The organism is Massilia sp. CFBP9026, assembly GCF_034045165.1.
Taxonomy (GTDB): Bacteria; Pseudomonadota; Gammaproteobacteria; order Burkholderiales; family Burkholderiaceae_D; genus Telluria; species Telluria arenae.
Map to the genome: position 1 here is coordinate 670530 of NZ_JAXCWH010000002.1, position 23232 is coordinate 693761.

18 protein-coding genes are annotated in these 23232 nt (G+C 67.2%); 6 read left to right on the forward strand and 12 right to left on the reverse strand.

Annotated elements, in window-relative coordinates:
- The first annotated feature begins 98 nt into the window (after positions 1 to 98).
- The gene (gene rpoD, locus SOM28_RS07320; protein ID WP_320467704.1) at positions 99 to 2819 is read left to right on the forward strand and encodes an RNA polymerase sigma factor RpoD; all 2721 of its coding nucleotides are present in this window, start codon (positions 99 to 101) and stop codon (positions 2817 to 2819) included.
- A gap of 216 nt (positions 2820 to 3035) precedes the next feature.
- Here rpoD and ppc read toward each other — a convergent pair whose 3' ends face one another.
- Positions 3036 to 5849, reverse strand: a complete 2814-nt coding sequence (gene ppc / locus SOM28_RS07325) for a phosphoenolpyruvate carboxylase (protein WP_320467705.1) — start codon at positions 5847 to 5849, stop codon at positions 3036 to 3038.
- 167 nt (positions 5850 to 6016) lie between these two features.
- Here ppc and hemC point away from each other — a divergent pair, with 167 nt between their 5' ends.
- The 5 genes from hemC (at position 6017) to ppa (ending at position 10865) form a co-directional block, all read left to right on the forward strand.
- Positions 6017 to 6982, forward strand: coding sequence for a hydroxymethylbilane synthase (hemC, locus tag SOM28_RS07330; protein WP_320467831.1), 966 nt, complete (start codon positions 6017 to 6019; stop codon positions 6980 to 6982).
- Positions 6975 to 7763 (forward strand): uroporphyrinogen-III synthase, encoded by a 789-nt coding sequence (locus tag SOM28_RS07335; RefSeq protein WP_320467706.1) that lies wholly within the window; start codon positions 6975 to 6977, stop codon positions 7761 to 7763. Before hemC ends, SOM28_RS07335 begins: the two co-directional genes overlap by 8 nt.
- The gene (locus SOM28_RS07340) at positions 7763 to 9013 is read left to right on the forward strand and encodes a uroporphyrinogen-III C-methyltransferase (protein WP_320467707.1); all 1251 of its coding nucleotides are present in this window, start codon (positions 7763 to 7765) and stop codon (positions 9011 to 9013) included. The genes SOM28_RS07335 and SOM28_RS07340 overlap by 1 nt, the downstream gene beginning before the upstream one ends.
- 26 nt (positions 9014 to 9039) lie before the next feature.
- On the forward strand, positions 9040 to 10236 hold the full coding sequence (locus SOM28_RS07345) for a heme biosynthesis protein HemY (protein ID WP_123071032.1): 1197 nt from the start codon (positions 9040 to 9042) through the stop codon (positions 10234 to 10236).
- An 89-nt stretch (positions 10237 to 10325) separates the two neighbouring features.
- Positions 10326 to 10865: an inorganic diphosphatase gene (gene ppa / locus SOM28_RS07350; RefSeq protein WP_123071033.1), complete on the forward strand. Its 540-nt coding sequence runs from the start codon at positions 10326 to 10328 to the stop codon at positions 10863 to 10865.
- 112 nt (positions 10866 to 10977) lie between these two features.
- Here ppa and SOM28_RS07355 read toward each other — a convergent pair whose 3' ends face one another.
- The 11 genes from SOM28_RS07355 to SOM28_RS07405 form a co-directional block, all read right to left on the reverse strand.
- Positions 10978 to 12414, reverse strand: a complete 1437-nt coding sequence (locus SOM28_RS07355; protein ID WP_123071034.1) for a PA domain-containing protein — start codon at positions 12412 to 12414, stop codon at positions 10978 to 10980.
- Complete coding sequence (locus SOM28_RS07360) at positions 12401 to 12841, reverse strand: post-PEP-CTERM-1 domain-containing protein (protein WP_123071035.1); 441 nt, start codon at positions 12839 to 12841, stop codon at positions 12401 to 12403. The genes SOM28_RS07355 and SOM28_RS07360 overlap by 14 nt, the downstream gene beginning before the upstream one ends.
- A 17-nt stretch (positions 12842 to 12858) precedes the next feature.
- Positions 12859 to 13518, reverse strand: a complete 660-nt coding sequence (locus tag SOM28_RS07365; RefSeq protein WP_320467708.1) for a choice-of-anchor J family PEP-CTERM protein — start codon at positions 13516 to 13518, stop codon at positions 12859 to 12861.
- 282 nt (positions 13519 to 13800) lie between these two features.
- Positions 13801 to 14922: an FAD-dependent monooxygenase gene (locus tag SOM28_RS07370; RefSeq protein WP_320467709.1), complete on the reverse strand. Its 1122-nt coding sequence runs from the start codon at positions 14920 to 14922 to the stop codon at positions 13801 to 13803.
- Positions 14923 to 15021: 99 nt separating this feature from the next.
- A complete protein-coding gene (locus SOM28_RS07375) occupies positions 15022 to 16113 on the reverse strand; it encodes a branched-chain amino acid ABC transporter permease (protein ID WP_320467832.1) in 1092 nt (363 codons plus the stop codon).
- A 16-nt stretch (positions 16114 to 16129) separates the two neighbouring features.
- Positions 16130 to 17164, reverse strand: coding sequence for a branched-chain amino acid ABC transporter permease (locus SOM28_RS07380; protein ID WP_123071037.1), 1035 nt, complete (start codon positions 17162 to 17164; stop codon positions 16130 to 16132).
- Between the two features lie 8 nt (positions 17165 to 17172).
- The gene (locus SOM28_RS07385; RefSeq protein ID WP_123071038.1) at positions 17173 to 17940 is read right to left on the reverse strand and encodes an ABC transporter ATP-binding protein; all 768 of its coding nucleotides are present in this window, start codon (positions 17938 to 17940) and stop codon (positions 17173 to 17175) included.
- A 1-nt stretch (position 17941) separates the two neighbouring features.
- Complete coding sequence (locus tag SOM28_RS07390; protein WP_123071039.1) at positions 17942 to 18745, reverse strand: ABC transporter ATP-binding protein; 804 nt, start codon at positions 18743 to 18745, stop codon at positions 17942 to 17944.
- Position 18746: 1 nt separating this feature from the next.
- Positions 18747 to 19946: a substrate-binding domain-containing protein gene (locus SOM28_RS07395; protein ID WP_183407507.1), complete on the reverse strand. Its 1200-nt coding sequence runs from the start codon at positions 19944 to 19946 to the stop codon at positions 18747 to 18749.
- A gap of 19 nt (positions 19947 to 19965) precedes the next feature.
- Positions 19966 to 20838: an alpha/beta fold hydrolase gene (locus SOM28_RS07400; RefSeq protein WP_320467710.1), complete on the reverse strand. Its 873-nt coding sequence runs from the start codon at positions 20836 to 20838 to the stop codon at positions 19966 to 19968.
- Between the two features lie 100 nt (positions 20839 to 20938).
- Positions 20939 to 23221, reverse strand: coding sequence for a TonB-dependent receptor (locus SOM28_RS07405; RefSeq protein ID WP_123071041.1), 2283 nt, complete (start codon positions 23219 to 23221; stop codon positions 20939 to 20941).
- Positions 23222 to 23232 lie beyond the last annotated feature (11 nt).

Here is a 23232-nt window from a genome sequence, read left to right on the forward strand (position 1 = left end):
GCCACTTCCGTTCCCCCTTTCCCAGGACCCGTACGCGGGTCCCGCTGGATTATTGACTTCGCAGGCGCGCACCTGGCCTCGACTGGAGAGTTTTAAGTATGAAAAACACCGCCAAGACATTGACACTGACAGCGAAAAAAGCGCCGGCCAAGGCTTCGGCGCCGCTGGCAGTGCCGAAAACCGCGACCTCCTACTTCCTCGAAACGGAAGCGGCGGCCAAGGTGACGGTGGTCAAGACCCGTTCGCGCCTGGCCACGCTCAAGGCCCAGGCCGACGCCATCCTGGCCGCCGGCGGCCCGGTGGCGGCCGAGCCGGTCGCTGCGCCAGTCGTGGAAGAGGCGCCTGCTGCTGCGCCGGTCGTGGCCCCGATCGCCGCCGCGGTCGAAGAAGTGGTGGCCGAAGCCGCCGCCCCGGTGGCCGACGAAGTTGTCGATGCCGACGCAGACGCCGGCATCGACCTGGCCGCCGAATACATGCAGGCGCAGGCCAAGCCGGCCGTGGCGCCGGTCATCGTGCGCAAGCGCGGCAAGCTGGCCGCCCTGAAGACGGCCGAGCCAGAAGCCGCGGTCGCCGCCCCTGCTCCGGCCGCGGCGCCGGTGGCCCAGGCCGCCGCCGAGGAAGCGCCGAAAGTCGTGCGCACCCGCGCCGTCCGCCGTGTCGACACGGGCGCCAGCGTCCCCGTGAGCGCCGTCGGCGCCGTCAGCAAGACCACCGATGCGGCCGCGCTGGCTGCGATCGATACCTCGGGCTACCTGCTGCCGCAGGTGAAGGTTCCGGGCCGCCGCGGCCGCAAGCCAAGCGAATTCGTGCCGGAGAACGACGAAGTCGCGGCGCTGAACGCCGTCGAACGCGCCGAACTGAAGGCCGCCTCGAAGGCGCGCGAGCGCAAGGCCAAGGGCATCGGCATGCTGAGCGAAGCCGGCTTCTCGGAAACTGAACTCGAAAAACGCCGCCAGCAGCTGAAGAACCTGATCAATATGGGCAAGGAGCGCGGCTACCTGACCCATGCCGAGATCAACGACCACCTGCCTGAAAACATCATCGATCCGGAAGCGATCGAAGGCATCATCGCGACCTTCAACGACATGGGCATCGCCGTCTACGAGCGCGCCCCTGAAGCCGAGATGATGCTGCTGTCGGACCAGGCCGTGACCCCGACCAGCGAAGATGAAGTCGAAGCCGCCGCCGCGACCGCCTTGTCGACCGCCGACTCGGACTTCGGCCGCACCACCGACCCGGTCCGCATGTATATGCGTGAAATGGGCGCGGTGTCGCTGCTGACCCGCGAAGGCGAGATCGAGATCGCCAAGCGCATCGAGCAGGGCCTGAAGGACATGGTGCAGGCCATTTCGGCGTGCCCGATCACGATTTCGGAAATCATCGCGCTGTCGCACAAGATCGCCAGCGACGAGATGAAGATCGACGATGTGGTGGACGGCTTCGTCGACCTGAACGACACCCCGGCGCCCGCCGCTTCGGTGGCCCACGCGGCTGCCGCGGCCGAAGAGGACGACGAGGAAGAGGAAGAAGTCGAGGAAGAAGAAGAGGAAGGCGAGGGCGGTAACGCCGGTGGCGCCGCGGCCGGCTACTCGGCCGAGCAACTGGCCCAGCTGCGCAAGAGCGCGCTGGAGAAGTTCACGCTGATCGAGCAGCAGTTCGACCTGATGGGCCACGCGTTCAAGAACGAAGGCTACGGTTCGGCCGCCTACGAGGAGGCGCAGGCCGTGATCTCGTACGAGCTGCTGGGCATCCGCTTCACCGCCAAGGTGGTCGAGAAGCTGTGCGACACCCTGCGCCGCCAGATGGACGAAGTGCGTTCGATCGAGCGCGCCGTGCTGGACATCTGCGTGAACCGCTGCGGCATGCCGCGCGCCCACTTCATCAAGGTCTTCCCGGGCAACGAGACCGACCTGCAATGGGGTGACCGCGAAGTCGACTGCGCCTATCCGTACAGCGCGGTGCTGAGCCGGAATCTGCCGGCGATTAAAGAGCTGCAGCAGCGCATGATCGACCTGCAGGCGCGCGTGGCGCTGCCGCTGGCCGACCTGCGCAAGATCAACAAGCAGATGGCGGCCGGCGAAAAGCGCGCACGCCAGGCCAAGCGCGAAATGACGGTGGCCAACCTGCGCCTGGTGATCTCGATCGCGAAGAAATACATCAACCGCGGCCTGCAGTTCCTGGACCTGATCCAGGAAGGCAATATTGGCCTGCTGAAGGCGGTCGACAAGTTCGAATACCGTCGCGGTTATAAATTCTCGACCTATGCGACCTGGTGGATCCGCCAGGCGATCACGCGCTCGATCGCCGACATGGCGCGCACGATCCGCGTGCCGGTGCACATGATCGAGACGATCAACAAGATGAACCGCATCTCGCGCCAGATCATGCAGGAAACCGGCAGCGAGCCGGACCTGCCGACCCTGGCCGCCAAGATGGAGATGCCGGAGAATAAGGTTCGCGAGATCATGAAGATCGCGAAGGAACCGATTTCGATGGAAACCCCGATGGGCGAGGACGGCGATTCGCAGCTGGGCGACTTCATCGAGGACAACGCGACCCTGGCCCCGCTGGACGCCGCGCTGCACGCCTCGATGCGCAACGTGATCAAGGAAGTGCTGGACTCGCTGACCCCGCGCGAAGCCAAGGTGCTGCGCATGCGCTATGGCGTCGAGATGTCGAACGACCACACGCTGGAAGAAGTGGGCAAGCAGTTCGACGTGACCCGCGAGCGTATCCGCCAGATCGAAGCCAAGGCAATGAGCAAGCTGCGCCAGCCGTCGCGTTCGGACAAGCTCAAGACCTTCCTGCACAACCAGTAATTTGCTGGCTTGCTGGATGTAGAAAAGCCGCCCGGTTTGCGCCGGGCGGCTTTTTTTGTATCTGCTGCTGGTAGGTTGCTGACTTGGGTTCCCGCCTTCGCGGGAACGACGTGCATGAGCTGGTGGTCGTCGGAAGTCGACTCGGGCCACGAGCCTCAGCACGTCGCCCCCGCGCAGGCGGGGACCCAAGCTTGCACGAGCAGCGTTACCCTCGAATCACCCCGTATTCCGCAACCCCGCAGCCACCCCATTGATCGACAAATGAATCCCCCGATGCACGCGCGGATCCGCATTGTCGGCCAGCTTGCGGCGCCGATGGATCAGCTCCACCTGCAAGTGGTTCAGCGGGTCGAGATAGGCGAAGCGGTTCTGGATCGAGCGGGCCAGCAGCGGATTGCCGGCCAGCCGTTCGCTGGCGCCGGTGATCGCTTCCAGGGTGCGGATCGTCTCGCCATGCTCGGCCGAGATGCGGCGGAAGATGCGCTCGCGCAGGCCGGCGTCGCTCACCAGACCGGCATAGCGCGAGGCGATCGCCAGGTCGGTCTTGGCCAGTACCATGTCCATATTCGACAGCAGGGTGGCGAAGAACGGCCAGTCGCGGTACATCGCGCGCAGCTCCTCCAGTTTCGCTTCGCGTTCGCCCCCGACGCTGGCGTCGTCGAGCCAGCTGGTCACGCTCGACGCGAACCCGAACCAGCCCGGCAGCAGCAGGCGGCATTGGCCCCACGAGAAGCCCCAGGGGATCGCGCGCAGGTCTTCGATGCGGCGGGTCGACTTGCGCGAGGCGGGACGCGAACCGAGGTTCAGTTCCGCGATCTCGGCGATCGGCGTGCCTTCGAAGAAGTAGTCGGTGAAGCCCGGCGTCTCGTACACGAGGTTGCGATAGGCCTTGTAGGCGCGGTTCGAGAGCTCGGCCATCACGGACTCGAAACGCTGCAGGCGTTCGGTATCGATGCCGCCGACGTCATGCGGCGTCAGGCTCGCTTCCAGGGTCGCCGCCACCAGCAGCTCAAGGTTGCGGCGGCCGATCTCGGGGTTCGAGAACTTCGAGGCGATGATCTCGCCCTGTTCGGTCAGGCGGATCTGGCCGTTGACGGTGCCGGGTGGCTGGGCGCGGATCGCGTCGTAGCTCGGGCCGCCTCCGCGGCCGACGGTGCCGCCGCGGCCGTGGAACAGGCGCAGCTTGACCTGGCGCTGCGCGAACACCTCGACCAGTTTCAACTCGGCCTGGTACAGCTCCCAGTTCGAGGTCAGGAAGCCGCCGTCCTTGTTCGAATCGGAGTAGCCGAGCATGACTTCCTGCAGCCGGCCCTGTTTCTCGATGATGCCGGCCACCAGCGGAATCGCCATCCACTCGTCCATGATGCCGGCGGCGCGCTGCAGGTCGGGGATGGTCTCGAACAGCGGGATCACCATCGCGTCGCTGGTCCCGCTGCTCACCCGCATCAGGCCCGTCTCTTTCTGCAGCAGCAGCACTTCGAGCAGGTCGGACACGGTCTCGGTATGCGAGATGATGTAGTTGCGGATCGCACGCGGGCCATAGCGCAGGCGGATCTCGCGTGCGGCGCGCAGGATCGCCAGCTCCGAATTGGTCTCGTCGCCATAGCTTTCGTAGGGCGAGAACAGGGGCCGCGACTGGGCCAGCTCGCGCAGGATCAGTGCGCGCTTGTCCTCTTCGCCCAGCGCCGCGTAATCGGCTTCGACGCCGGCGCGCGCGAACAGCTCGGCCAGCACGCGCTCGTGGATGTCCGAGCTCTGGCGCATGTCGAGTGAGGCGAGGTGGAAGCCGAAGATGCGCGCGGCGCGCAGCAGGCCGGCCAGGCGCGGCTGGATCAGCATGGCGCCGTGGTTCTGGCGCAGCGAGTCGGCCAGCACCTCGAGGTCGGCCGCGAACAGTTCCGGGTCGAGATAGGGCGCGGCATGGCCGACTTCCTTGCGCAGGATGTGGCCCACGCCCAGCTCGCGCGCGGTGGCGGCCAGGCGCGCATAGATGCCGATCAGGGCGCGGCGGTAGGGTTCGTCGCTGCGGTGCGGCGAGGCGTCGGGCGAGGCGTCGGCCAGCTGTTCCAGCGCGGGCGACACCTTGACCAGCAAGGTGGAGGCCGACAACTCGGCGCCCAGCGCGTGCACCTCGTCGAGATAGAAGTCGAGGATGGTGGTCGACTGGCGCGTCAGCGCGTGGCGCATGGTGTCGGCGTTGACGTTCGGGTTGCCGTCGCGGTCGCCGCCGATCCAGCTGCCCATCTGCAGGAACGAGGCGTGGGCGGCGGCAGTCGAGCCATCGCCGCCATACTGTTCGGCGACTTCCAGCTCGATGTCGTCGTACAGGGCCGGCACTTCGCGCAGGAAGGTGATGCGGTAATAGGACAGGGCGTTTTCGATCTCGTCGGCCACGGTCAGCTTGGAGTAGCGCAGCATGCGCGTCTGCCACAGGGTGGCGATGCGGGCGTGCAGCAGCTGCTCGTTGCGGCGGCGTTCCTTGGGCGTCTGCGGCGCGTCGCGCTCGGCCAGCAGGCGCGCGATGTCGTGCTCGGCGTCGAGGATGCTCTTGCGCTGGACCTCGGTCGGGTGGGCGGTGAGCACCGGCGAGATCAGGGCGTCGCGGAAGAATTCATCGACCGTCTCGCGCCCGATGCCGGCCTCGGCCAGCTTGCCCAGCGCGTAGCCGATGCTGCCCGAGCGCGGCGAGGACCCCTTGAGCAGGTGCGCGCGGCGGCGGCGGTTGTGGTGCTGGTCTTCGGCGATATTGGCCAGGTGCGAGAAGTACGAGAATGCGCGCACCACCGAAATCGTCTGGTCGCGGGTGAGCTTGTGCAGCAGGGTGGCCAGCTCTTCGCCGGCGTCCGGATCGTCATCGCGGCGGAAACGCACCGCGGTCTGGCGGATGGTTTCGACGATGTCGAACACCGCGTCGCCTTCCTGGTCGCGCAGCACGTCGCCCAGCAGGCGGCCGAGCAGGCGGATGTCTTCCTTGAGCGGGGCGTCCTTGTCGGCGCCGGCTTGTACTACGGGTGCAGCAGGATTGTCCATATCGACCACAAGTAATAGATTGTGCGATGGCGGTTGGCCACGATCTGCAAGATGCCCCATGATAAAATTTATGATCTTATGCAGGGAACGGCTACTGGCATCGTCCGGGTCGGCCCAATGACAGTGAAAGAACTCGAGTGTTAAACGCTATACAGCAGGTAGTTACCGTGGCGCCCCAGGCGCCAGCCAGACTGATTATCGCATCCCGCGAGAGCCGCCTCGCCATGTGGCAGGCGGAGCACGTGCGCGACCGGCTCGCCGCATTATATCCAGAATGTAGCGTCGAAATTCTCGGAATGACAACACGCGGCGACCAGATCCTCGACCGTACGCTGTCCAAGGTCGGCGGCAAGGGCTTGTTCGTCAAGGAGCTCGAGGTCGCGATGGCCGAAGGCCGCGCCGACCTGGCCGTGCACTCGCTCAAGGACATGCCGATGGAGCTGCCGGAGGGCTTCGAACTGAGCGCCGTGCTGGAAAGGGAAGACCCGCGCGACGCCTTCGTCTCGAACGACTTTGCCAGCCTGGATGAGCTCCCGGCCGGCGCCGTGGTAGGCACCAGCAGCCTGCGCCGCCAGTCGCTGATCGCGGCGCGCTACCCGCACCTGGTGATCTTGCCGCTGCGCGGCAACCTGGACACCCGGTTGGCGAAGCTCGATCGCGGCGAGTACGCGGCCATTATCCTGGCCGCCGCCGGTCTCAAGCGCCTGGGCCTGCCGCAGCGCATCCGCGCGCTGCTCGAGCCCGAACTCTCCCTGCCGGCGGCCGGCCAGGGCGCGATGGCGATCGAGATCCTGAGCGGGCAGCGCAGCGACGGCGTCGACCTGCGCGCCGTGCTGGCGCCGCTCAACCATGTCGTCACCGCCCAGGCGGTGCTGGCCGAACGCAAGGTGTCGCGCATCTTTGGCGGCAGCTGCCAGATCCCGCTGGCGGCCTATGCCACCGTGCAGGACGGCCAGATGCGCCTGCGCGCCATGGTCGCGACCCCGGACGGCAAGCGCAGCGCGCACGCCGAAGTGCTTGGCTCGGCCGAGCAGCCGGAATACCTGGGCGAGCAGGTGTCCGAGCTGCTGGCGCAGCAGGACGCCAACGCGATCCTGGCCGCCTGCCGCGTCGATGCGGCCGAGGATGCCTGAGCTGGCGCCAAAGCCGAGCGAGCGCGTGGTCGTGGTCACCCGGCCGCGCGCCCAGGCCGACGGCCTGGCAGAGGCGCTGCGCGTGATCGGCCGCACGGTCGAGGTCTTGCCGCTGCTTCAGATCGCCCCGGTCGACGATCCGGCGCCCCTGCGTGCGGCGCTGGCCGCCGTGCCTGACTATGCGCTGGCGGTTTTCGTGTCGCCGAATGCGGTCGATGCGGCGTTTGCCCACCTCGATGCCTGGCCGGCGGCCGTGCCGCTGGCAGTCGTGGGCGAGGGCAGCCGCGCCGCGCTGGCGCGCCATGGCGTTGCCGATCCGGGCTATACGATCCACAGTCCTCTCGACCCCGCCCACAGCGATTCGGAACACCTGCTGCAGAACCTGGACCTGGCCGCCTTGAGCGGCCGGCGCGTGCTGATCGTGCGCGGCGATGGCGGGCGCGAGCTGCTGGCCGACGCCCTGCGTGCGGCCGGCGCCACGGTCGAGGCGGTGGCGGCCTACCGCCGCAGCACCCCTGTATTGACGCCCGGGCTGGCCGCACGATTGCGCGCCTTGCTGGCGCAGCCAAACGACTGGATAATCACGAGCTCGGAAGCCCTGCGTGGCTTGGGCGGCCTGGTGGAGGCGCTGGGGCCGCAATTCGGGGCACAGTTCCGGCAACAGCGCCTGGTCGTACCCCACGCGCGGATCGCCGAGACGGCGTACGCCCTGGGGCTGCGCCACGTGACCCTGACGGGATCCGGAGATGCACGCCTACTAGCAGCGTTACAATCACAATAATGAACGAATTGCCGAACAATCCAGATCAGCCGCAGGCCAATGTGCCCGCACCGAGTCTCCACAAGCCCGACGGCGTCCAGGGCGGCGCGCCGTCGGGTGCGGCCGCGGGCGGTGTCCCTCCGGGCGGCATGCCCCCGGCCGGCGGCGTACCCCCAGCCGGAGGCGGTCCCGTCCTGCCGCGCATGGGCGAGCCGGGCGGCCCCGGCCTGTTCGACCGCCTGGCGCGCCCGCTGCCGCTGGCGGTGATCGCGCTGGCCGTGCTGCTGGCGCTGCAGACCTATTCGTCGCACAACCGCATCAACGCGCTGCGCCAGGACATGGCGCGCAGCCTCCAGAAGGGCAATGCGGTCAATGCCGAGACGGCGGCGCTGGCGCGCGACGTGGCGGACCAGTCGAAGGAGCTCCAGATCAAGGTCGGCGTGCTCGAAAGCCGCCAGAGCGAAGCCCAGAGCCAGCAGGTGGCGCTCGAGCAGCTTTATAAAGACCTGTCGCAGAACCGCGACGAGTGGGCGCTGAGCGAGATCGAGCAGGTACTGTCGACCGCCAGCCAGCAGCTGCAACTGGCCGGCAACGTGCAGGGCGCCCTGATCGCGCTGCAGAACGCCGACCGCGCGGTGTCGCGCTCGGACACCCCGCAATTCCTCACCATCCGGCGCGCGATCGCGGGCGACATCGAGAAGCTCAAGGCCTTGCCGGCGGTGGACCTGGCCGGCGTCGCCGTGCGCCTCGACCACGTGATCGGGCAGGTCGACTCGCTGCCGATGCTGTCCAATGAAAAACCGCTGCTGCCGGTGGCACCCGTGCGCACCGGCCGCAAGGGCGAGGCCGCGGCCGCGGCTGCGCCGGCCACCGGTCCGGCGCAGCCGCTGGGCGTGGGCCAGCGCATGCTCGACACCTGGAGCCTGTGGAGCCAGGAGATGTGGGACGACGTGCGCCAGTTGATCCGGGTGCGCAGCGTCGAGTCTCCCGAGGCGCTGATGCTGTCGCCGAGCGAATCGTTCTTCGTGCGCGAGAACCTGAAGTTGCGCCTGCTGAATGCGCGCCTGGCGCTGTTGTCGCGCAATGAGGCGACCTTCCGCGACGACCTGGCCACGGCCCAGGCCATGCTGGTCAAGTATTTCGACACGCGCGCGCGCGTGACGCAGTCGGCCCAGGCCGCGCTGCGCCAGGTCCAGGCCAATAACCTGACGATCGAGATGCCGACGCTGGCCGACAGCCTGAATGCCGTGCGCAACTATAAAGCGAAATAAGTCATGCACAAAGCGAAGCGATAATAATGCGTTTACTTCTCTGGTTAGTCGCGCTGATGGCCGCCGCCATCGGCATCGCCGTGACGGCGCGCTTCAATCCGGGCAATGTGGTGCTGTTCTATCCGCCGCACCGGATCGACATGTCCCTCAACCTGTTCGTGGTGCTGCTGGTGGTGTCCTTCCTGGCGCTGTACGGCCTGGTGCGCGCCGCCAACGCCACCCTCAAGATGCCGCAGCGCGTGGCCGCTTATCGCCAGCGCCGTGCCGAGCGCGAAGGCAACAAGGGCATGCGCGACGCGCTCAAGGCCTTGTTCGAAGGCCGCTTCGGCCACGCCGAGAAAGCCGCGATGCGCGCCGCCGAGCTGCCCGAGAACGCCGGCCTGGCGGCCCTGGTCGGCGCGCGCGCCGCGCACCGCATGCGCGAGCCGGCGCGGCGCGATGCCTGGCTGGCCGGGATTGCCCACGACAACACCCTCAAGACCGCGCGCCTGATGACGGTCACCGAACTGCTGGTCGACGACCACCAGCCCGAGGCCGCGCTCGAAGCGGTGGCCGAACTCAATGCCAGCGGCCAGCGCCACATCCACGCGCTGCAGTGGGCGATGAAGGCCAACCAGCAGGCGCGCAACTGGCCCGAGGTGCTGCGCCTGGTGCGCATCCTGGATAAACGCCGCGCGCTGCATCCGGCCCTGTCGAGCCGCCTGCGCGAGCTGTCCTACGAGGCGCTGCTGGGCGGCGACGGGCATGACGCCGAATCGCTGCGCCGCATCTGGGCCACGGTGCCGCCGCAAGACCGCACCGTGCCCTATATCGCGGCGCGCGCGGCCAGCGCCTTCAATACGCGCGGCCTGCATGACGAGGCGCGTGCGATCGCCGAAGAGTCGCTCAAGGCCGGCTGGGACGAGCGCGTGGTGCGCGCCTACCGCGACGCCGCCAGTCCATTCGGGTCTCCTTCACTCCTGGCCCAGATCGAGGCGTGCGAAACCTGGAGACGCGAGCGCCCGATGGACGCCGAGCTGGCACTGACCCTCGGTTCGCTGTGCCTGAAACAGAAATTGTGGGGCAAGGCCCAGCGCTACCTGGAGCAGGCGCTGTCGGACGCCACCGAGCCGTCGATGGTGCGCGAGGCCCACCTCAAGCTGGCCCAGATGCACGAGGCGCTGGGGCAGGAGCAGGAGGCGGCAAGCCATTATCGGCAGTGTGCATTGGCCAGCATTCTTTGAGGCGCGCACGCATGGCCCGCCGCACAGGCCATGCCTGTTTCGCTATAATGACGGCCTATTATTGACTCTCCAGCAACCAAGGACCATCCATGAGCCTGAATAACGTCCCAGCCGGCAAAGACGTGCCGAACGACTTCAACGTCATCATCGAAATCCCGATGAACGCCGATCCGGTCAAATACGAAGTCGACAAGGACAGCGGCGCGATCTTCGTCGACCGTTTCATGGGTACGGCCATGCACTATCCGTGCAACTACGGCTACGTCCCGCAGACCATCGCCGACGACGGCGATCCATGCGACGTGCTGGTCATCACCCCGTTCCCGCTGCCGCCGGGCGTGGTGGTGCGCTGCCGCGCGCTGGGCGTGCTGAAGATGACCGATGATGGCGGCGGCGACGCCAAGGTGATCGCGGTGCCGGTCGAAAAAGTGCTGCCGATGTACAAGAAAATCCAGTCGCTGGAAGACCTGGAAGAGCTGCGCCTGAAGCAGATCCAGCACTTCTTCGAGCACTACAAGGATCTGGAACCCGGCAAATGGGTCAAGATCGAAGGCTGGGCGGGCATCGACGAAGCCAAGGCCGAGCTGGTGAGCGGCGTGGAAGCGTACAAGAAGGGCGCCCAGGCCTGAGCCAAAGCGCTACCTTCATCGAGCCGGTACCCGCGAGGGTAGCCGGCTTTTTATTTGCCCCTGCGTCCGGCGGGCCAGGCGCCACCGGCTTGCCCCGCCGGACGCCGCCCACTCACCAGCCGATGTCGTACAACAAGGGCAAGGTAAGGTCGCGCGGCAGTGTGACGTCGTGCGGCAGGTCGTCGTTGATCGACGGTTCCATGAGCTGGTTGGGCGTGGCTTCGGTGGTGTAGTGCGACACCGAAGAGCCTGGAGCATGGACACTGGGCGTGTACATCAGGATGCGGCCCTGGTCGTCGGCGCCGGCCAGCCGCAGCGGATCGGCCGAGAATTGCGCCACCACGCCGGAACGGGTGCGCGAACGCGTCTGCAGCGCGGTTTTGAGCTTTTGCCCGTCCGCCTGGGTGATGCGCAGCGCGGGAATCGCGATGTCCGGATCGATGCCCGGCAGGCCGGCCACTTCGCCGGCCACATTGTCGGCCACCACCAGCCCGATCGCGCCGGCTGCCTGGACGTTGCGCGCCTTGACCACGTAGTCGCAGTTGCCGCGATCGACCAGGGCGATATTGCCGCGTACGGCCAGCGCATTGACGGTGTTGAGCGGCGCGCAGGCCAGGCCGGTGCCGTTGGCATGGTCGCGGATCGGCATCAGCTGGCCGCTGACCGGCGCGCTGGCCACCGGCGGTCCGAAGCTGGCGGCGCCGACCGCATAGGCGCCGGCCGCTCCGGCGGCGGCGGGGCCGCTGATGGTGAGCACCGAGGCCGGCGCCAGCGCCTCGGGCGCGGTGGCCCGCACGTGCGGGCCATTCCAGGACAGGCCGCGCCAGGCGACCGCCGACGCCGCCCGCTGGGCATTCGTCATTTGCACCCAGGTGCGGCCAGTGCGGTTGTCGAGCAGAAAATGGTCCCAGATCGATGGAATTCCCTGGATCTGGGCCCCGCTGCCGTCGTCGGTATAGGTCTGGAAGCCCAGGCCGTGGGCGATCTCGTGCAGCAGCACGGTCACCAGGTCGATCTGCTCGCCCGCATTATTGTCCAGTCCCAGGTAGAAGGTGAGGCCAGGCACGCAGGTCGGCGTCAGGCCCAGCAGCGAGTTGAAGCGTGCGATGACGTGCTGCTCGTCGGGCGGGGTCAGGTCTTCGCCCACGAACTTGGCCGCCAGTGCCGGCGGGTACCAGGTGAGGGTACGCGGCGCATTCGGGAAATTGGCCCATACCGAGGGGGCGCCGGCCGCGCCCAGCACTGCACCGGTGAGGTTGCAGCTGAGCGGCACGAAGGCGGCGCCGATGCGAATCGGGATCGTGCTTTCCAGCGATGCGCCCCACAGGTCGGCCGCGTGCTGGAAGGCGATCAGGCGCTGCTCGCCGAGCGTGGCGCCGGTATTGCCGCCGACCGGCGCGGCAGGGGTGGGATCGTTGAAGCCGACACCCGGCTCGTTCTGGTTGACGATCACGATGACGGCAGCTTCGGCCTTGCCGATGCTGTACAGGCTGGCAGCGGCCAGCAGCACGACCGCGACCAGGCGCGAGAGCGAATTAGCGGTGATCATGGCGGCCTTTCTGGTGGACGGTGACAGGGGCTGCGCCCTTGATGGCAGCGCTGACGTTACCGTTTACAGCGCGCTCGGCAGCATCGGCGCCCTGGACGCAGGTTTGGTCGAGCTTGCCATCGGGGCCTCGGGTAACCACGGAATACACCAGGCGGCTCTCGCCCAGTCGGGCGTTGAGCCGGCCATTGGAACCCGTGACGACCGTCGGCTGGGATGGACGGGCGGCGCCGGCCGGAGTCGCCGCGTGCAGCGCCTGCCGTTCGGCGCTGGTGGGCGCGCGCAATTCGCCGCTCTCGGCGTCGCGCACGACGGTCAGGCCCTGGGTGGCGCTGCCGGCGGTGGCCTGGGGCGCGGCCCAGGCGCTCGCACACAGGGCCGTCAATGGCAGCACCAGCAGGGTGGCGGGAAGGTGGATAGTCGATCGCATGGAATATCTCCGAAAATTCATTGACGCTCACGGCGCCGCATCAGGCCAAGCACGCCCAGGCCGGAAGCCAGCAGCAGCAGGCCGCCCGGCTCCGGCACGGCGGTGACCACCCGCACGGTGTCGAGGCCGACGTAGCTGAGCACGGCCGGGTCGCCCAGGTAGCGGAAGGCGAAGCGTCCCTCTCCTTCGACCGTCAGGTTGGCGCTCCATTGCTGCCAGTCGGTGGGAAAGTCGGTGGCGCCGCCGATCGTGGCCAGCAGGGTGTCGAAGCCGGCCGCATCGGTCCCGCTGCCGGAACTGAAGCGCACCTCGATCAGGTCGTCGAAGCCGTCGACCAGCTCGCGGTTGGTGAAGAACGACAGCGTGGTGAGACCGCTGAGCGTGAGCGTGGGCGTGATCAGCCAGTTGTCGACGATGCCGATGCCGTTGGTGGCGCCGAGGAAGTTGGCGGCCGCATAGGAGTTGGCGGCGCCGGACTGGGCGCCGAAGATGTCGGAATTGCCCTGGAACCAGCCGATGCCGGCCGGGACACTGCGGTTGATGCGGTCCCAGTCGGTAAGGCCGGACAGGCTGGCGAAGCCCTCGTTGAGGACCTCGACGTTGGCCTGGGCGGCCAGCGGCGAGGACGCGGCCGCGGTGACGGCCGCTGTCGCGATCAGGAGTTGGAGTCTTTTCATGGTGTGGTTGTTCAGGGGCCAGAGGGATGGGATTCCTCGCGCTGGCTGACGACGAGGCCATTCTTGGTTAATGATAAAAATGGCAACGGTCGCGATATTGATGTGTGTTCAGAACATCGAGCGGGACGTGCGGCGTCCCTCAAATGCAGCGATGGAACTTGACGAAAACGCTTGCAATTTTGCAAGTCGGTGCTGGAAGGAAATTGAGGTGCCGCCGATGGGGTGGCGGGCGAAGGGCTTGCGCGCCGGTTGCTGGCCCGGCGGCACAACGATGCGGTGGAATTACAGCGGCGCAAGCAGCGGCGCATAGCTGCGCCGGTACAGCTTGTCGCCGAAGAGACCGAAGATGGCGGCGCGCGCCAGCGCGGGCAGGGCGCGCATCTTGTCCCTGGCCGCGCACTGGCGCTGCACCCAGCGGATCCGATGCTGGCGCCGGCGCGTGTACGACGCCAGCGCAGTGTCGAGGTCCTGGCCCGCGGCGAGGACGTCGGCCAGCACCGCGGCATCCTCGATCGCCAGGGCCGCTCCCTGCGCCATATTGGGCGAGGCGGCGTGGGCGGCATCGCCGATGAAGACGACCCGTCCCTGCACCCAGTCGTCCATGACGACCTGGCCAAGGCGGCCGAAGTGGACTCGCGCCTCATCCTGGTGTCCGCGCTCGAGCAGCAACGATACGGGCGCGGCGAATTTCTGGAACAGTTCCGGCAGGCAGGCGTGGCGGTAGGGCTCGGGATCCGCTCCCGGCGGCAAGGTCAGGTCGGCGTACACATAGACCTCGCTGCCGCTCACGGGAATCGCGAGCAGCGTGCTGCCATTGCCCAGCAAGGCGGTCCAGCCGGCGACGCCGGTGATGTTTTGGGTAATGAAACGCCAGCACACCTGGCGGCCATATTGCGGATTGACGTCGGGGCGGACGATCCGGCGCACGCCCGAATGGATGCCGTCGGCGCCCACCACCAGGTCATAAGTGGCCGAGCGGCCGTCGGTGAAGGCGACCTCGCAGCGTCCGCTGGACTGGTCGATGGCCTCGACCGATACGTCGTGGCGCACCCTGGATTCGCCGAAGGCGGCGCCCAGGATGGCGTGCAGCCGCGCGTGCGGCAGCGACAGGCAGGGGCCGCAGCGCGACCAGACGTCGCCGGTGCGGGTCTCGGTCAGTTCCCAGCCGCGGTGGTCCAGGATCTTCTGGCTGCGCACGGCCACGGCGTTGGCGCGTACCCGGTCGAGCAGGCCGAGGCTGGCGATGGCGCGGGTGGCATTGCCGGGCAGGTAGAGTCCGGTGCCGGAGGGCGATGGCGTCGCGAGGCGCTCCACGACGTCGGCCGCGATGCCGCGCTGTTCAAGGGCAAGGCCCAGCGAAAGGCCGGCGATGCCGCCGCCCACGATCAAGATTTTCCTTTGCATGATGTCTGCCGCCCGTTCATTCGTCCAGCATGAAGATACGCGGCGCGCCGCATTTCGGATGCGGCGCGCCGGAAAGGACGTGAGGCGGGAAAGGGGGGATCAGGAAGCGGGCGCGCGGCTCCGCGCCAGCCAGGCCCGCACGCGCAGTTTGCCGACGATCCCGATCGGGAAGAAGTAGATCGAGAGGATGAACAGCACGCCCAGCCACAGCAGCCAGCGGTCCGGGTGCAGGGCCGCCGCCAGCAGCGGCACGCCCTCCAGCGCGGTCGAGCCGTGCGCCATCAGCTCCTTCAGGTAGTTCTGGGCCAGGATGAACAGGGTGGCGCCGATCACCGCGCCGTACATGGTGCCCATGCCGCCGATGACCACGATCAGGAGGATGTCGGTCATCACTTCGAAGCCGAGCGAGGTCTTTGGCCCCACGTAGCGCAGCCACAGCGCCATCAGGGCGCCGGCCAGCGCCGCCACCAGCGCGGCCAGGCAGTTGGCCCAGATGCGGTAGACCATGGTGCGGTAGCCGAGCGCCTCGGCGCGGAATTCGTTCTCGCGGATCGCCTGCAGCACGCGGCCGAACGGCGAGTTCACCAGCCGCAGCAGGAACAGGAACAGCAGCAGGCAGCCGGCGAACACCAGGTAATAGGTGATCACCTTGCCGTCGACGTAGCGGCCCAGGACCTCGTTCTCGAACAGCAGGTAGCTGGGCGACAGCACCTCCGGCACGCTGAAGGTCACCCCATCCTCGCCGCCGGTGAGGTCGGACAGCTGCGAGGCCAGCACGGCAAAGGAAGAGGCAACGGCCAGCGTGATCATGGCGTAGAAGATGGCGCGCACGCGCAGCGCGAACAGGCCGACCACCAGGGCCAGGGCCAGCGCCAGCAGCAGCGCCATCACCAGGCCCGTCACCATCACGCCCCAGGTGGGTTCGTCGACGCGGGCCAGGGCCAGGCCGATGCCATAGGCGCCGATGCCGTAGAACATGGTGTGGGCAAACGAGACGATGCCGGTATACCCCAGCAGCAGGTCGTAGGACGCCACCAGCACGATGTAGACGCAGATCGTGGCCGCCGTGTTGAGCGGACGCGCGCCGGAAAACAGGAAAGGCGCCAGCGCCAGTCCCAGCACGATCAGGAGCAGCAGGGCGGTCAGGATGCGGCTGCGCGGCAGGTCGCCGGAGAGAAGTCGGTGCAGCATAAAATTGGGCATAACTTCAGTTCCTCGACGTCGAATACAGGCCGGCCGGGCGCCACAGCAGGACCGAGATCATCAGGATGATGCTCGATACCAGGGCGATCTTCGGCGCCAGGAAGCCGGCGTAGTTGGCCACCAGCGCCATCAGCAGGGCGCCGATGAAGCAGCCGCCCACCGAACCGAGGCCGCCGATGATGATGACGATGAAGATCATCACCATGATCTCGCTGCCCATTGCCGCGGTGAGCGTTTCCTTGTACAGGCCCCACATCACGCCGCCCAGGCCGGCCAGCGCCGAGCCGGCCGCGAACACGGCCACGAACAGGCGCCGGATGCGGTAGCCGAGCGCCTCGACCATCTCGCCGTTCTCGACCCCGGCGCGCACCAGCAGGCCGATCTTGGTGCGATTGAGCACCAGGAACATGGCGACGAAGACCACCAGCCCGACCACCACAGCCACCAGACGATACTTTTCCACCGCCGCGTCGCCCATCAGGATGGCGCCGCGCAGCGCGGTCGGCAGCGGCAGGGCGATCGTTTCGGCGCCCCAGATCACGTGGATCAGCTGTTCGGCCACGATCATGCCGCCCATCGTGATCAGGATCTGCTTGAGGTGCTGGCCATAGACCGGCTTGACGATGATGCGCTCGAAGGCCCAGCCCAGGAGGCCCGTGACGACCATCGCCAGCGTGACGGCCAGCGCCAGCACGCCCAGGTTGATCAGGAGCGAGTCCATCTCGAGCCAGCCGCGCATGGGCAGAAGGACCAGCGTGGCGGAAAACGCCCCGACGGCGACGAAGGCGCCGTGGCCGAAGTTCAGCACGCTCATCAGGCCGAACACGAGGGTCAGGCCGCTGGCCATGATGAAGATCATCATGCCCATCGCCAGGCCGGCGACGGTGAGGGTGAGCCAGGTGGGAAAGCTGCCGATCAGCGGCAGCATGGCCAGCATCAGGGCCGGCACCAGCAGCAGCGGCGCGATGTCGCGCTTCGCCGCAGGCAGCGGCGCATCGGCCTCCGCCACGGTTTTCGAAACAGGAAGGATTGCACTCATAGCGTGTCCTATTGGTGGGAGTCGAGCGACAGCCCGAGCAGGCGCTGCTGCAGCGCGGCGTCGCCGGCCAGCGCCGCCATCCTGCCGGCATGGGCCACGCGGCCGTCGTCCATCACGCTGACGCTGTCGCCCAGCGAGCGCACGAAGTTGAAGTTCTGCTCGACCAGCAGGATCGTGGTCTCGCGCTCCTTGAGTTCGCGAAAGGCCGCGATCAGGCTTTGCACGATGCTTGGCGCCAGGCCCTTGGTCGGTTCGTCGACCAGCAGCAGCTTCCTCGGTTCGACGATCGCGCGCGCGATCGCCACCATCTGCTTCTGGCCGCCCGACAGGTTCCCGGCCGGCTGGTTCCAAAATTTGCGCAGGGCCGGGAAGAAGCCGCAGATCCAGTCCACGCGGGCCGCGTCCAGCGGGCCGTTGCGGGCGGCCAGCACCATGTTTTCGCGCACCGTCAGTTCGGAGAACACGGCCATGTTCTCGGGGACGTAGGCGATGCCGGCGCGGGCGATGTCGGGCGTGGCCATTGTCGTGATGTCGCGGCCGTCGAAGTGGATGCTGCCGGCGCTGGCCTTCCACAGGCCCATGATGGTGCGCAGGGTGGTGGTCTTGCCGGCGCCGTTGCGGCCCAGCAGGACGGCCAGCTCGCCGCGCCGCACGGCCAGGTCGACGCCTTGCAGGATGTGGTATTGGCCGATGTGGGTATGGACTCCGGACAGGGTCAACAAGGCGTCCGTGGCCGGCGACGTGTCGTTGAACGCGTGGACGGCGGAGCCGTCCACCCTACGCGTGTTCGGGTTCGGGGTGGGGTTCGGGTGTTCCAAGATAGGCTTCCTGTACGATCTTCGATTGCATCACTTCGCGCGGATCGCCGTCCGCCACCAGTGTGCCGTTGTGCAGCACGACGATGCGGTCGGCCAGCTGGCGCACCACGTCCATCTTGTGCTCGACCAGCAGCACCGTCTTGTCGCGTTCCTGCTTCACCTGGCGGATCAGGTCGAGCACCACCGGCACCTCATCCACGCTCATGCCGGCTGTGGGTTCGTCGAACATCATCACCGAGGGCTCGAGCGCCAGCAGGATCGCCACTTCGAGCTTGCGCTGGTCGCCGTGCGACAGGGCGCCTACGAACATATCGCGCCGGGCCATCAGGGCAACGCGTTCCAGGTAGTGCTCGGCGCGTGCGACCAGCTCCTTGTGGCTCGACCAGATCGAGAAGAAATTCAGGCCCATGCCGGCGCGGCTCTGCACCGCCAGGCGCACGTTCTCGACCACGGTCAGGTGCGGGAACAGGTTCGTGAGCTGGAAGGCGCGGCCGATGCCCAGGCGCGTGCGCCTGGCCGCGCCATCGCGCGTGATGTCGCGCCCGTGCAGCGCGACCTTGCCGCTCGTGGCCGCCAACTGGCCCGAGACCAGGTTGAAATACGTGGTCTTGCCGGCGCCGTTGGGGCCGACGATCACGGTCAGGGTGCCGGGGTAGAAGTCCGCCGTCACCGCGTTGACCGCGACGTGGCCGCCGAAACGGATGGTCAGGTCGCGGGTCGACAGCGCCGGCTGGCGCGGGTCAAGAGTAGGGGGCGCCGTCATGTCAGCGTTTGTTCTTCACCGGCAGCGGCATCTCGCTGGCCGGGATTTCGCGCACCAGCTCCAGCAAGTCCCATTCGCTCTTCTGATCCTTCTTGATGCGGAAGTGGTACATCGGCTGGATCGCCTGGTGGTCTTCCTTGCGGAACGTCATCAATCCTTTCGGGGTCTCGAAGCTCATGCCCTCCATCGCCGCCACCATCTTGTCGCCATTGCCGTCCGGGACCTTGGAGAGCGCCGCCACCACCGCGCCCGCCGCCGCCATGCCGCCGGCGGTGAACATGTCGGGCGGGGCCTTGAAGCGTTTGGTGTGTTCCGCGACGAACCAGTCGTTCATCTTGTTCTTCGGGAAGTCGTAGTAATAATAGATCGTGCCCTGGGTGCCGGCGAAGTTCTTCCAGGTCTTCATCACCGGCAGGATGTTGCCGCCCGGGGAAAGCACGATGCCATGGCGTTCCGGCCTGAGGTCGGCGATCTTGTTCATCGGATTGGGGCCGGCCCAGACGATCTGCAGGATGCGCGGCTGCGGCTTGTCCTTCAAGGCGTCGAACAGGCGCTGCGAGGACGCGGTGAAGTCGGTCGTCGCCAGCGGCGCGTACTCTTCATGGACCACCTTGGCGCTGCTGCCGGTCGCGGCCAGCGCCTCCTTGCCGGCCTTGATCGCGTCGCGCCCGAAGGCGTAGTCCTGGGTCAGGAAGCCGATGCTGCCGCCCTTCAGGGTGCTGGCGGCGGCCAATGCATCCTGCATCGAGCTGCGCGCGGTGCGGAAGATGTACTTGTTCCACTTGTCGCCGGTGATGGCGTCGGCCACCGCCGGTTCGATGATCAGGACCTTCTTGTATTCCTTGGCCACCGGCAGCATCGCCAGCGCCGAGCCGGATGACGTGGTGCCGACGGCGATGTCGACCCGGTCGTCGCCATAGGCCTCGGCCAGCAAGGTGCGTCCCAGGTCTGGCTTGCTCTGGTCGTCCTTGACGATCACCTTGATCTTGCGGCCGTTGATGGCCATGGTGCCCTTGGTCAGGTATTCGAGGCCGAGCATGAAGCCGGCCTCGGTCTCGCGCGCATACGATTCCATGATGCCGGTCTTGCCGGCGATGAGGGCGACCTTGAAATCCTTGCCCTGGGCCAGCGCGCCGGGAGCGGCGCCGGCGGCAAAGGCCAGGGCCAGGGAGAGGGCGAGGGGTTTGATCAGATGCTGCATATGTGTCTCCTTGTTTTATTTAAGGGATCCGCGCCAGGAAAGCGCCGATCGCCTCGAAGGCTTCCGGTTCGGTGAGCATCGGCGCATGGCCGACGTTCGGCACTTCGGTATAGGCCAGGCTGGGGGCCGCCTTGCGCATCCAGGCCGCCTGTTCTGCTTCGACCAGGTCGGACAGCGCGCCCCGGATCATCAGGGTGGGGCGATGCCGCGTCAGGCGCCGGAAGGCCATGCGCAAGGCCAGCGAGGTTGGAGGAAGTCTACCGTTTTGCAGGCTGTGGGCGATACCGGGATCGTAGCGGGCGCACAACAGACCATCGTCGCGTTGTTCGAAGGCGCGCTGGGCCCACTTGTCCCACTCGGTGTCCGGATTGGCGGGGAAGGCACAGGCATTGATGTCGCGTACATGGCAGACCGCCTCGTCCCAGCTGGCGAAGGTGGCCGGCTTGCCGACGTAGCCGGCGATCCGCTCCAGGCCGCGCGGGGACAGCACCGGGCCGATGTCGTTCAGCACCGCGCCGGCCACCAGGTCGAGGCGCTGGGCGGCCAGCGTCATCGTGATCAGGCCGCCCATCGAGGTGCCGATGAAGACGGCGCGCGCAATGCCCAGCGCATGCATCAGGGCCACCACGTCGGCGGCGTACACCAACGGCGTGTAGTTGGCCGGGTTCGGGTCGCGCGCCGAGTGGCCGCGGCCGCGCACGTCGACCGCCAGCACGCGGCGTCCCAGGCCCGCTACCTGCGGGGCCAGTTCGTCGAAGTCGAGCGAGTTGCGGGTGAGGCCATGGATGCAGATCACGGGCAGGCGTGCGGGGCCGCCGGCGCCGTGGTAATCGCGTGCGTAGAGGGCGAGGCCGTCGCTGCTGGTGTAGGTGATGGGGGAGCTGGTTGGCACGCGGCGGTTCCTGTTCAGTGTTCGGTTTTTCTGACGTTTGCGACGTTGGTGAATAAATTGGGTCCCCGCTTTCGCGGGGACGACGTTCAGGTGCCAGCTCTTAGAAGCGCAGCTCCAGGGTGGCGGAGACCGTGCGCGGGTTGCCGTAGAAGGCGGTGAGCGTGCCTTCGTTGCCCAGGGTCGGGAACAGGTAGCCGGCGGTCTTGTAGTGCTCGTCACCCAGGTTCTTGCCGTGCAGGCCGGCGCGTACCTTGCCGTCGGTGCGGGTCCAGACGATCGACGCGTCCCAGATCTTGTACGACTCCTGGTCGAGGATCGACGGCGTCTCGAACTGGGCGGTGGCGCCCTTGTACGAATAGCTGCCGATCAGCGAGATGCGGCCGTTGTGGCCCATGAGCGGCAGCGGAATGTCGTAGTTGGCGCGCAGGTTGGCCGAGTTCTTCGGCGTGTTCTGGAAGATGCGCTGGTCGGCCACGTTCACGCCCGCCACGATGTATTCCTTGTACTTGGCGTCGATATAGCTGTACATGCCGGCGATCATGAAGTTGGGCGTGATGTTGGCGATCGCTTCCAGCTCGGCGCCCTTGATCTCGGCCTTGCCGGCATTGGTGGTCACGCCGGCGAAGCTGTCGTCGCGGCCGTCGCCGTTGGTGTCGACCGCGATCGAGCCGGGAATCTGCACGTCCTGGTAGTCGCTGTAGAACAGGGCGGCGTTGGTGGTGATGCGCCCGCCGTTGAAGGCCGACTTGAGGCCCAGCTCATAGGTCTCGATGGTCTCGGGCGCATAGCCGGCGCGGGCGACGTCGAGCGGGATGCGGGTGCCGACCACGTTCAGGCGCGGATCGAAGCCGCCGCCCTTGAAGCCTTCGGAATACGAGGCGTAGATGTTATGGGCAGGGTTCATCTTCCAGTTGATGGCCACGCGCGGCGTGAATTTCTTGTCTTCGCGCTCCAGCAGGCCGTTACGCAGGTCGGTGTCGGTGCGGAACAGGATCGCGCCCGGGTTACCCATGTCGGGCGTGCCGGCCAGGCCGAAGTAGATCTGGCGCAGCACGTCGGCTTCGCGCTTGTCGACCGTGTAGCGCCCGCCCAGCGACAGGCTCACGGTATCCGTGAGGTTGTAGCTGCCGTCGAAGTAGGCGGCCCAAGCCTTGGTGTCGATGTCGCCCATGGTGTAGGTGGACGTCGGCACGGCGCCGGCCAGGATAGTGTCGAACTTGTTGAAGGCGTTGGCGTCCATGTAGTAGACGCCGGCCACGCCCTGCAGGCGCGGGCCGTTGTAGGTAACCTGCAGCTCCTGGCTGAACTGGCGGTTGGTGTACAGCGCCGGCACTTCCATGTCGACCACCGGCAGGGCGTCGAAGTCGATCGGCGCATACGATTTGTCGCGGCGGGCGGCGGTGATCGACTTGACGCTCCACTCGCTGTTGAGCATGTATTCGATGGTGGCCGAGCCGCCGTAGGCGCGCACTTCCTGGTCGTGGCCGAGGGCCTTGGTCAGGTTGCCCTGGGTGTCGAACACGTCCGGCAGGATCGGCGCCCCGCTGGTGCGGCCGACGATCAGGCGATGGCCGTTCTTGGGATTGGAGTCGTCTTGCGTGAAGTCGCCGGCCAGGCGGATGAACAGGTCCTGGTTGGGCGTGAACTCGGCCGAGACGCGGCCGGCGGTAACGTCCTTGTCGTAGTTGCCCTTGCCGGTAAACAGGTTGTCGCCGAAGCCGTCGCGCTTGAAGCGGGCGACGGTGGCGCCCACGCGGGCGGTGTCGGTGAGCGGCGTGCTGGCGGTGATCACGGCTTCCTTCTGGCCGTATTCGCCGACGGTGGCGCGCACCCGCACGTCGCGCTGCGGCCCGAGTTTGCGGGTGACATACTTGACGGCGCCGCCGATGGTGTTGCGGCCGTACAGCGTGCCCTGCGGGCCGCGCAGCACCTCGATGCGTTCGACGTCGTAGATGTCGGCCACCGCGGCTTGCGGGCGGGCCAGGTAGATGTCGTCGATATAGATGCCGACGCCGGATTCGAAGCCGGCCAGCGGGTCGGCCTGACCGACGCCGCGGATGAAGGCGGTCAGCGTGCTGTTGGTGGCGCGCGAAGCCTTGAGGGTGGTGTTCGGCAGCGCCAGGGCCAGGGCGGTCACGTCGGGCACGGCCTGCTTGGACAGCTGGTCGGCGCTGAACGCGGTGACCGAGACCGGGACGTCCTGCAGGGTCTCTTCGCGCCGGCGCGCGGTGACGACCACCTTCGAGACGTTTTCCTCGGCAGAAGCCACCGGCGCGGCTCCGGCATCCTGGGCCTGGGCCATCCCGACCGATCCGCCGGACAGCACCAGCAGGGCGGCGGCGGACTGGTTCAGCAGCTTCATCTTCTTCCTGGTCAGACGCATTCTAGTCTCCT

What these genes read in the sequence shown, in the direction of transcription:
- SOM28_RS07405 (WP_123071041.1), bottom strand. Translation starts at nt 23,221, where the DNA reads ATGCGTCTGACCAGGAAGAAGATGAAGCTGCTGAACCAGTCCGCCGCC.
- SOM28_RS07380 (WP_123071037.1), bottom strand. Translation starts at nt 17,164, where the DNA reads ATGAGTGCAATCCTTCCTGTTTCGAAAACCGTGGCGGAGGCCGATGCG.
- SOM28_RS07365 (WP_320467708.1), bottom strand. Translation starts at nt 13,518, where the DNA reads ATGAAAAGACTCCAACTCCTGATCGCGACAGCGGCCGTCACCGCGGCC.
- SOM28_RS07340 (WP_320467707.1), top strand. Translation starts at nt 7,763, where the DNA reads ATGAACGAATTGCCGAACAATCCAGATCAGCCGCAGGCCAATGTGCCC.
- SOM28_RS07395 (WP_183407507.1), bottom strand. Translation starts at nt 19,946, where the DNA reads ATGCAGCATCTGATCAAACCCCTCGCCCTCTCCCTGGCCCTGGCCTTT.
- ppa (WP_123071033.1), top strand. Translation starts at nt 10,326, where the DNA reads ATGAGCCTGAATAACGTCCCAGCCGGCAAAGACGTGCCGAACGACTTC.
- SOM28_RS07345 (WP_123071032.1), top strand. Translation starts at nt 9,040, where the DNA reads ATGCGTTTACTTCTCTGGTTAGTCGCGCTGATGGCCGCCGCCATCGGC.
- SOM28_RS07355 (WP_123071034.1), bottom strand. Translation starts at nt 12,414, where the DNA reads ATGATCACCGCTAATTCGCTCTCGCGCCTGGTCGCGGTCGTGCTGCTG.
- SOM28_RS07375 (WP_320467832.1), bottom strand. Translation starts at nt 16,113, where the DNA reads ATGCTGCACCGACTTCTCTCCGGCGACCTGCCGCGCAGCCGCATCCTG.
- SOM28_RS07390 (WP_123071039.1), bottom strand. Translation starts at nt 18,745, where the DNA reads ATGACGGCGCCCCCTACTCTTGACCCGCGCCAGCCGGCGCTGTCGACC.
- SOM28_RS07360 (WP_123071035.1), bottom strand. Translation starts at nt 12,841, where the DNA reads ATGCGATCGACTATCCACCTTCCCGCCACCCTGCTGGTGCTGCCATTG.
- SOM28_RS07335 (WP_320467706.1), top strand. Translation starts at nt 6,975, where the DNA reads ATGCCTGAGCTGGCGCCAAAGCCGAGCGAGCGCGTGGTCGTGGTCACC.
- ppc (WP_320467705.1), bottom strand. Translation starts at nt 5,849, where the DNA reads ATGGACAATCCTGCTGCACCCGTAGTACAAGCCGGCGCCGACAAGGAC.
- rpoD (WP_320467704.1), top strand. Translation starts at nt 99, where the DNA reads ATGAAAAACACCGCCAAGACATTGACACTGACAGCGAAAAAAGCGCCG.
- SOM28_RS07370 (WP_320467709.1), bottom strand. Translation starts at nt 14,922, where the DNA reads ATGCAAAGGAAAATCTTGATCGTGGGCGGCGGCATCGCCGGCCTTTCG.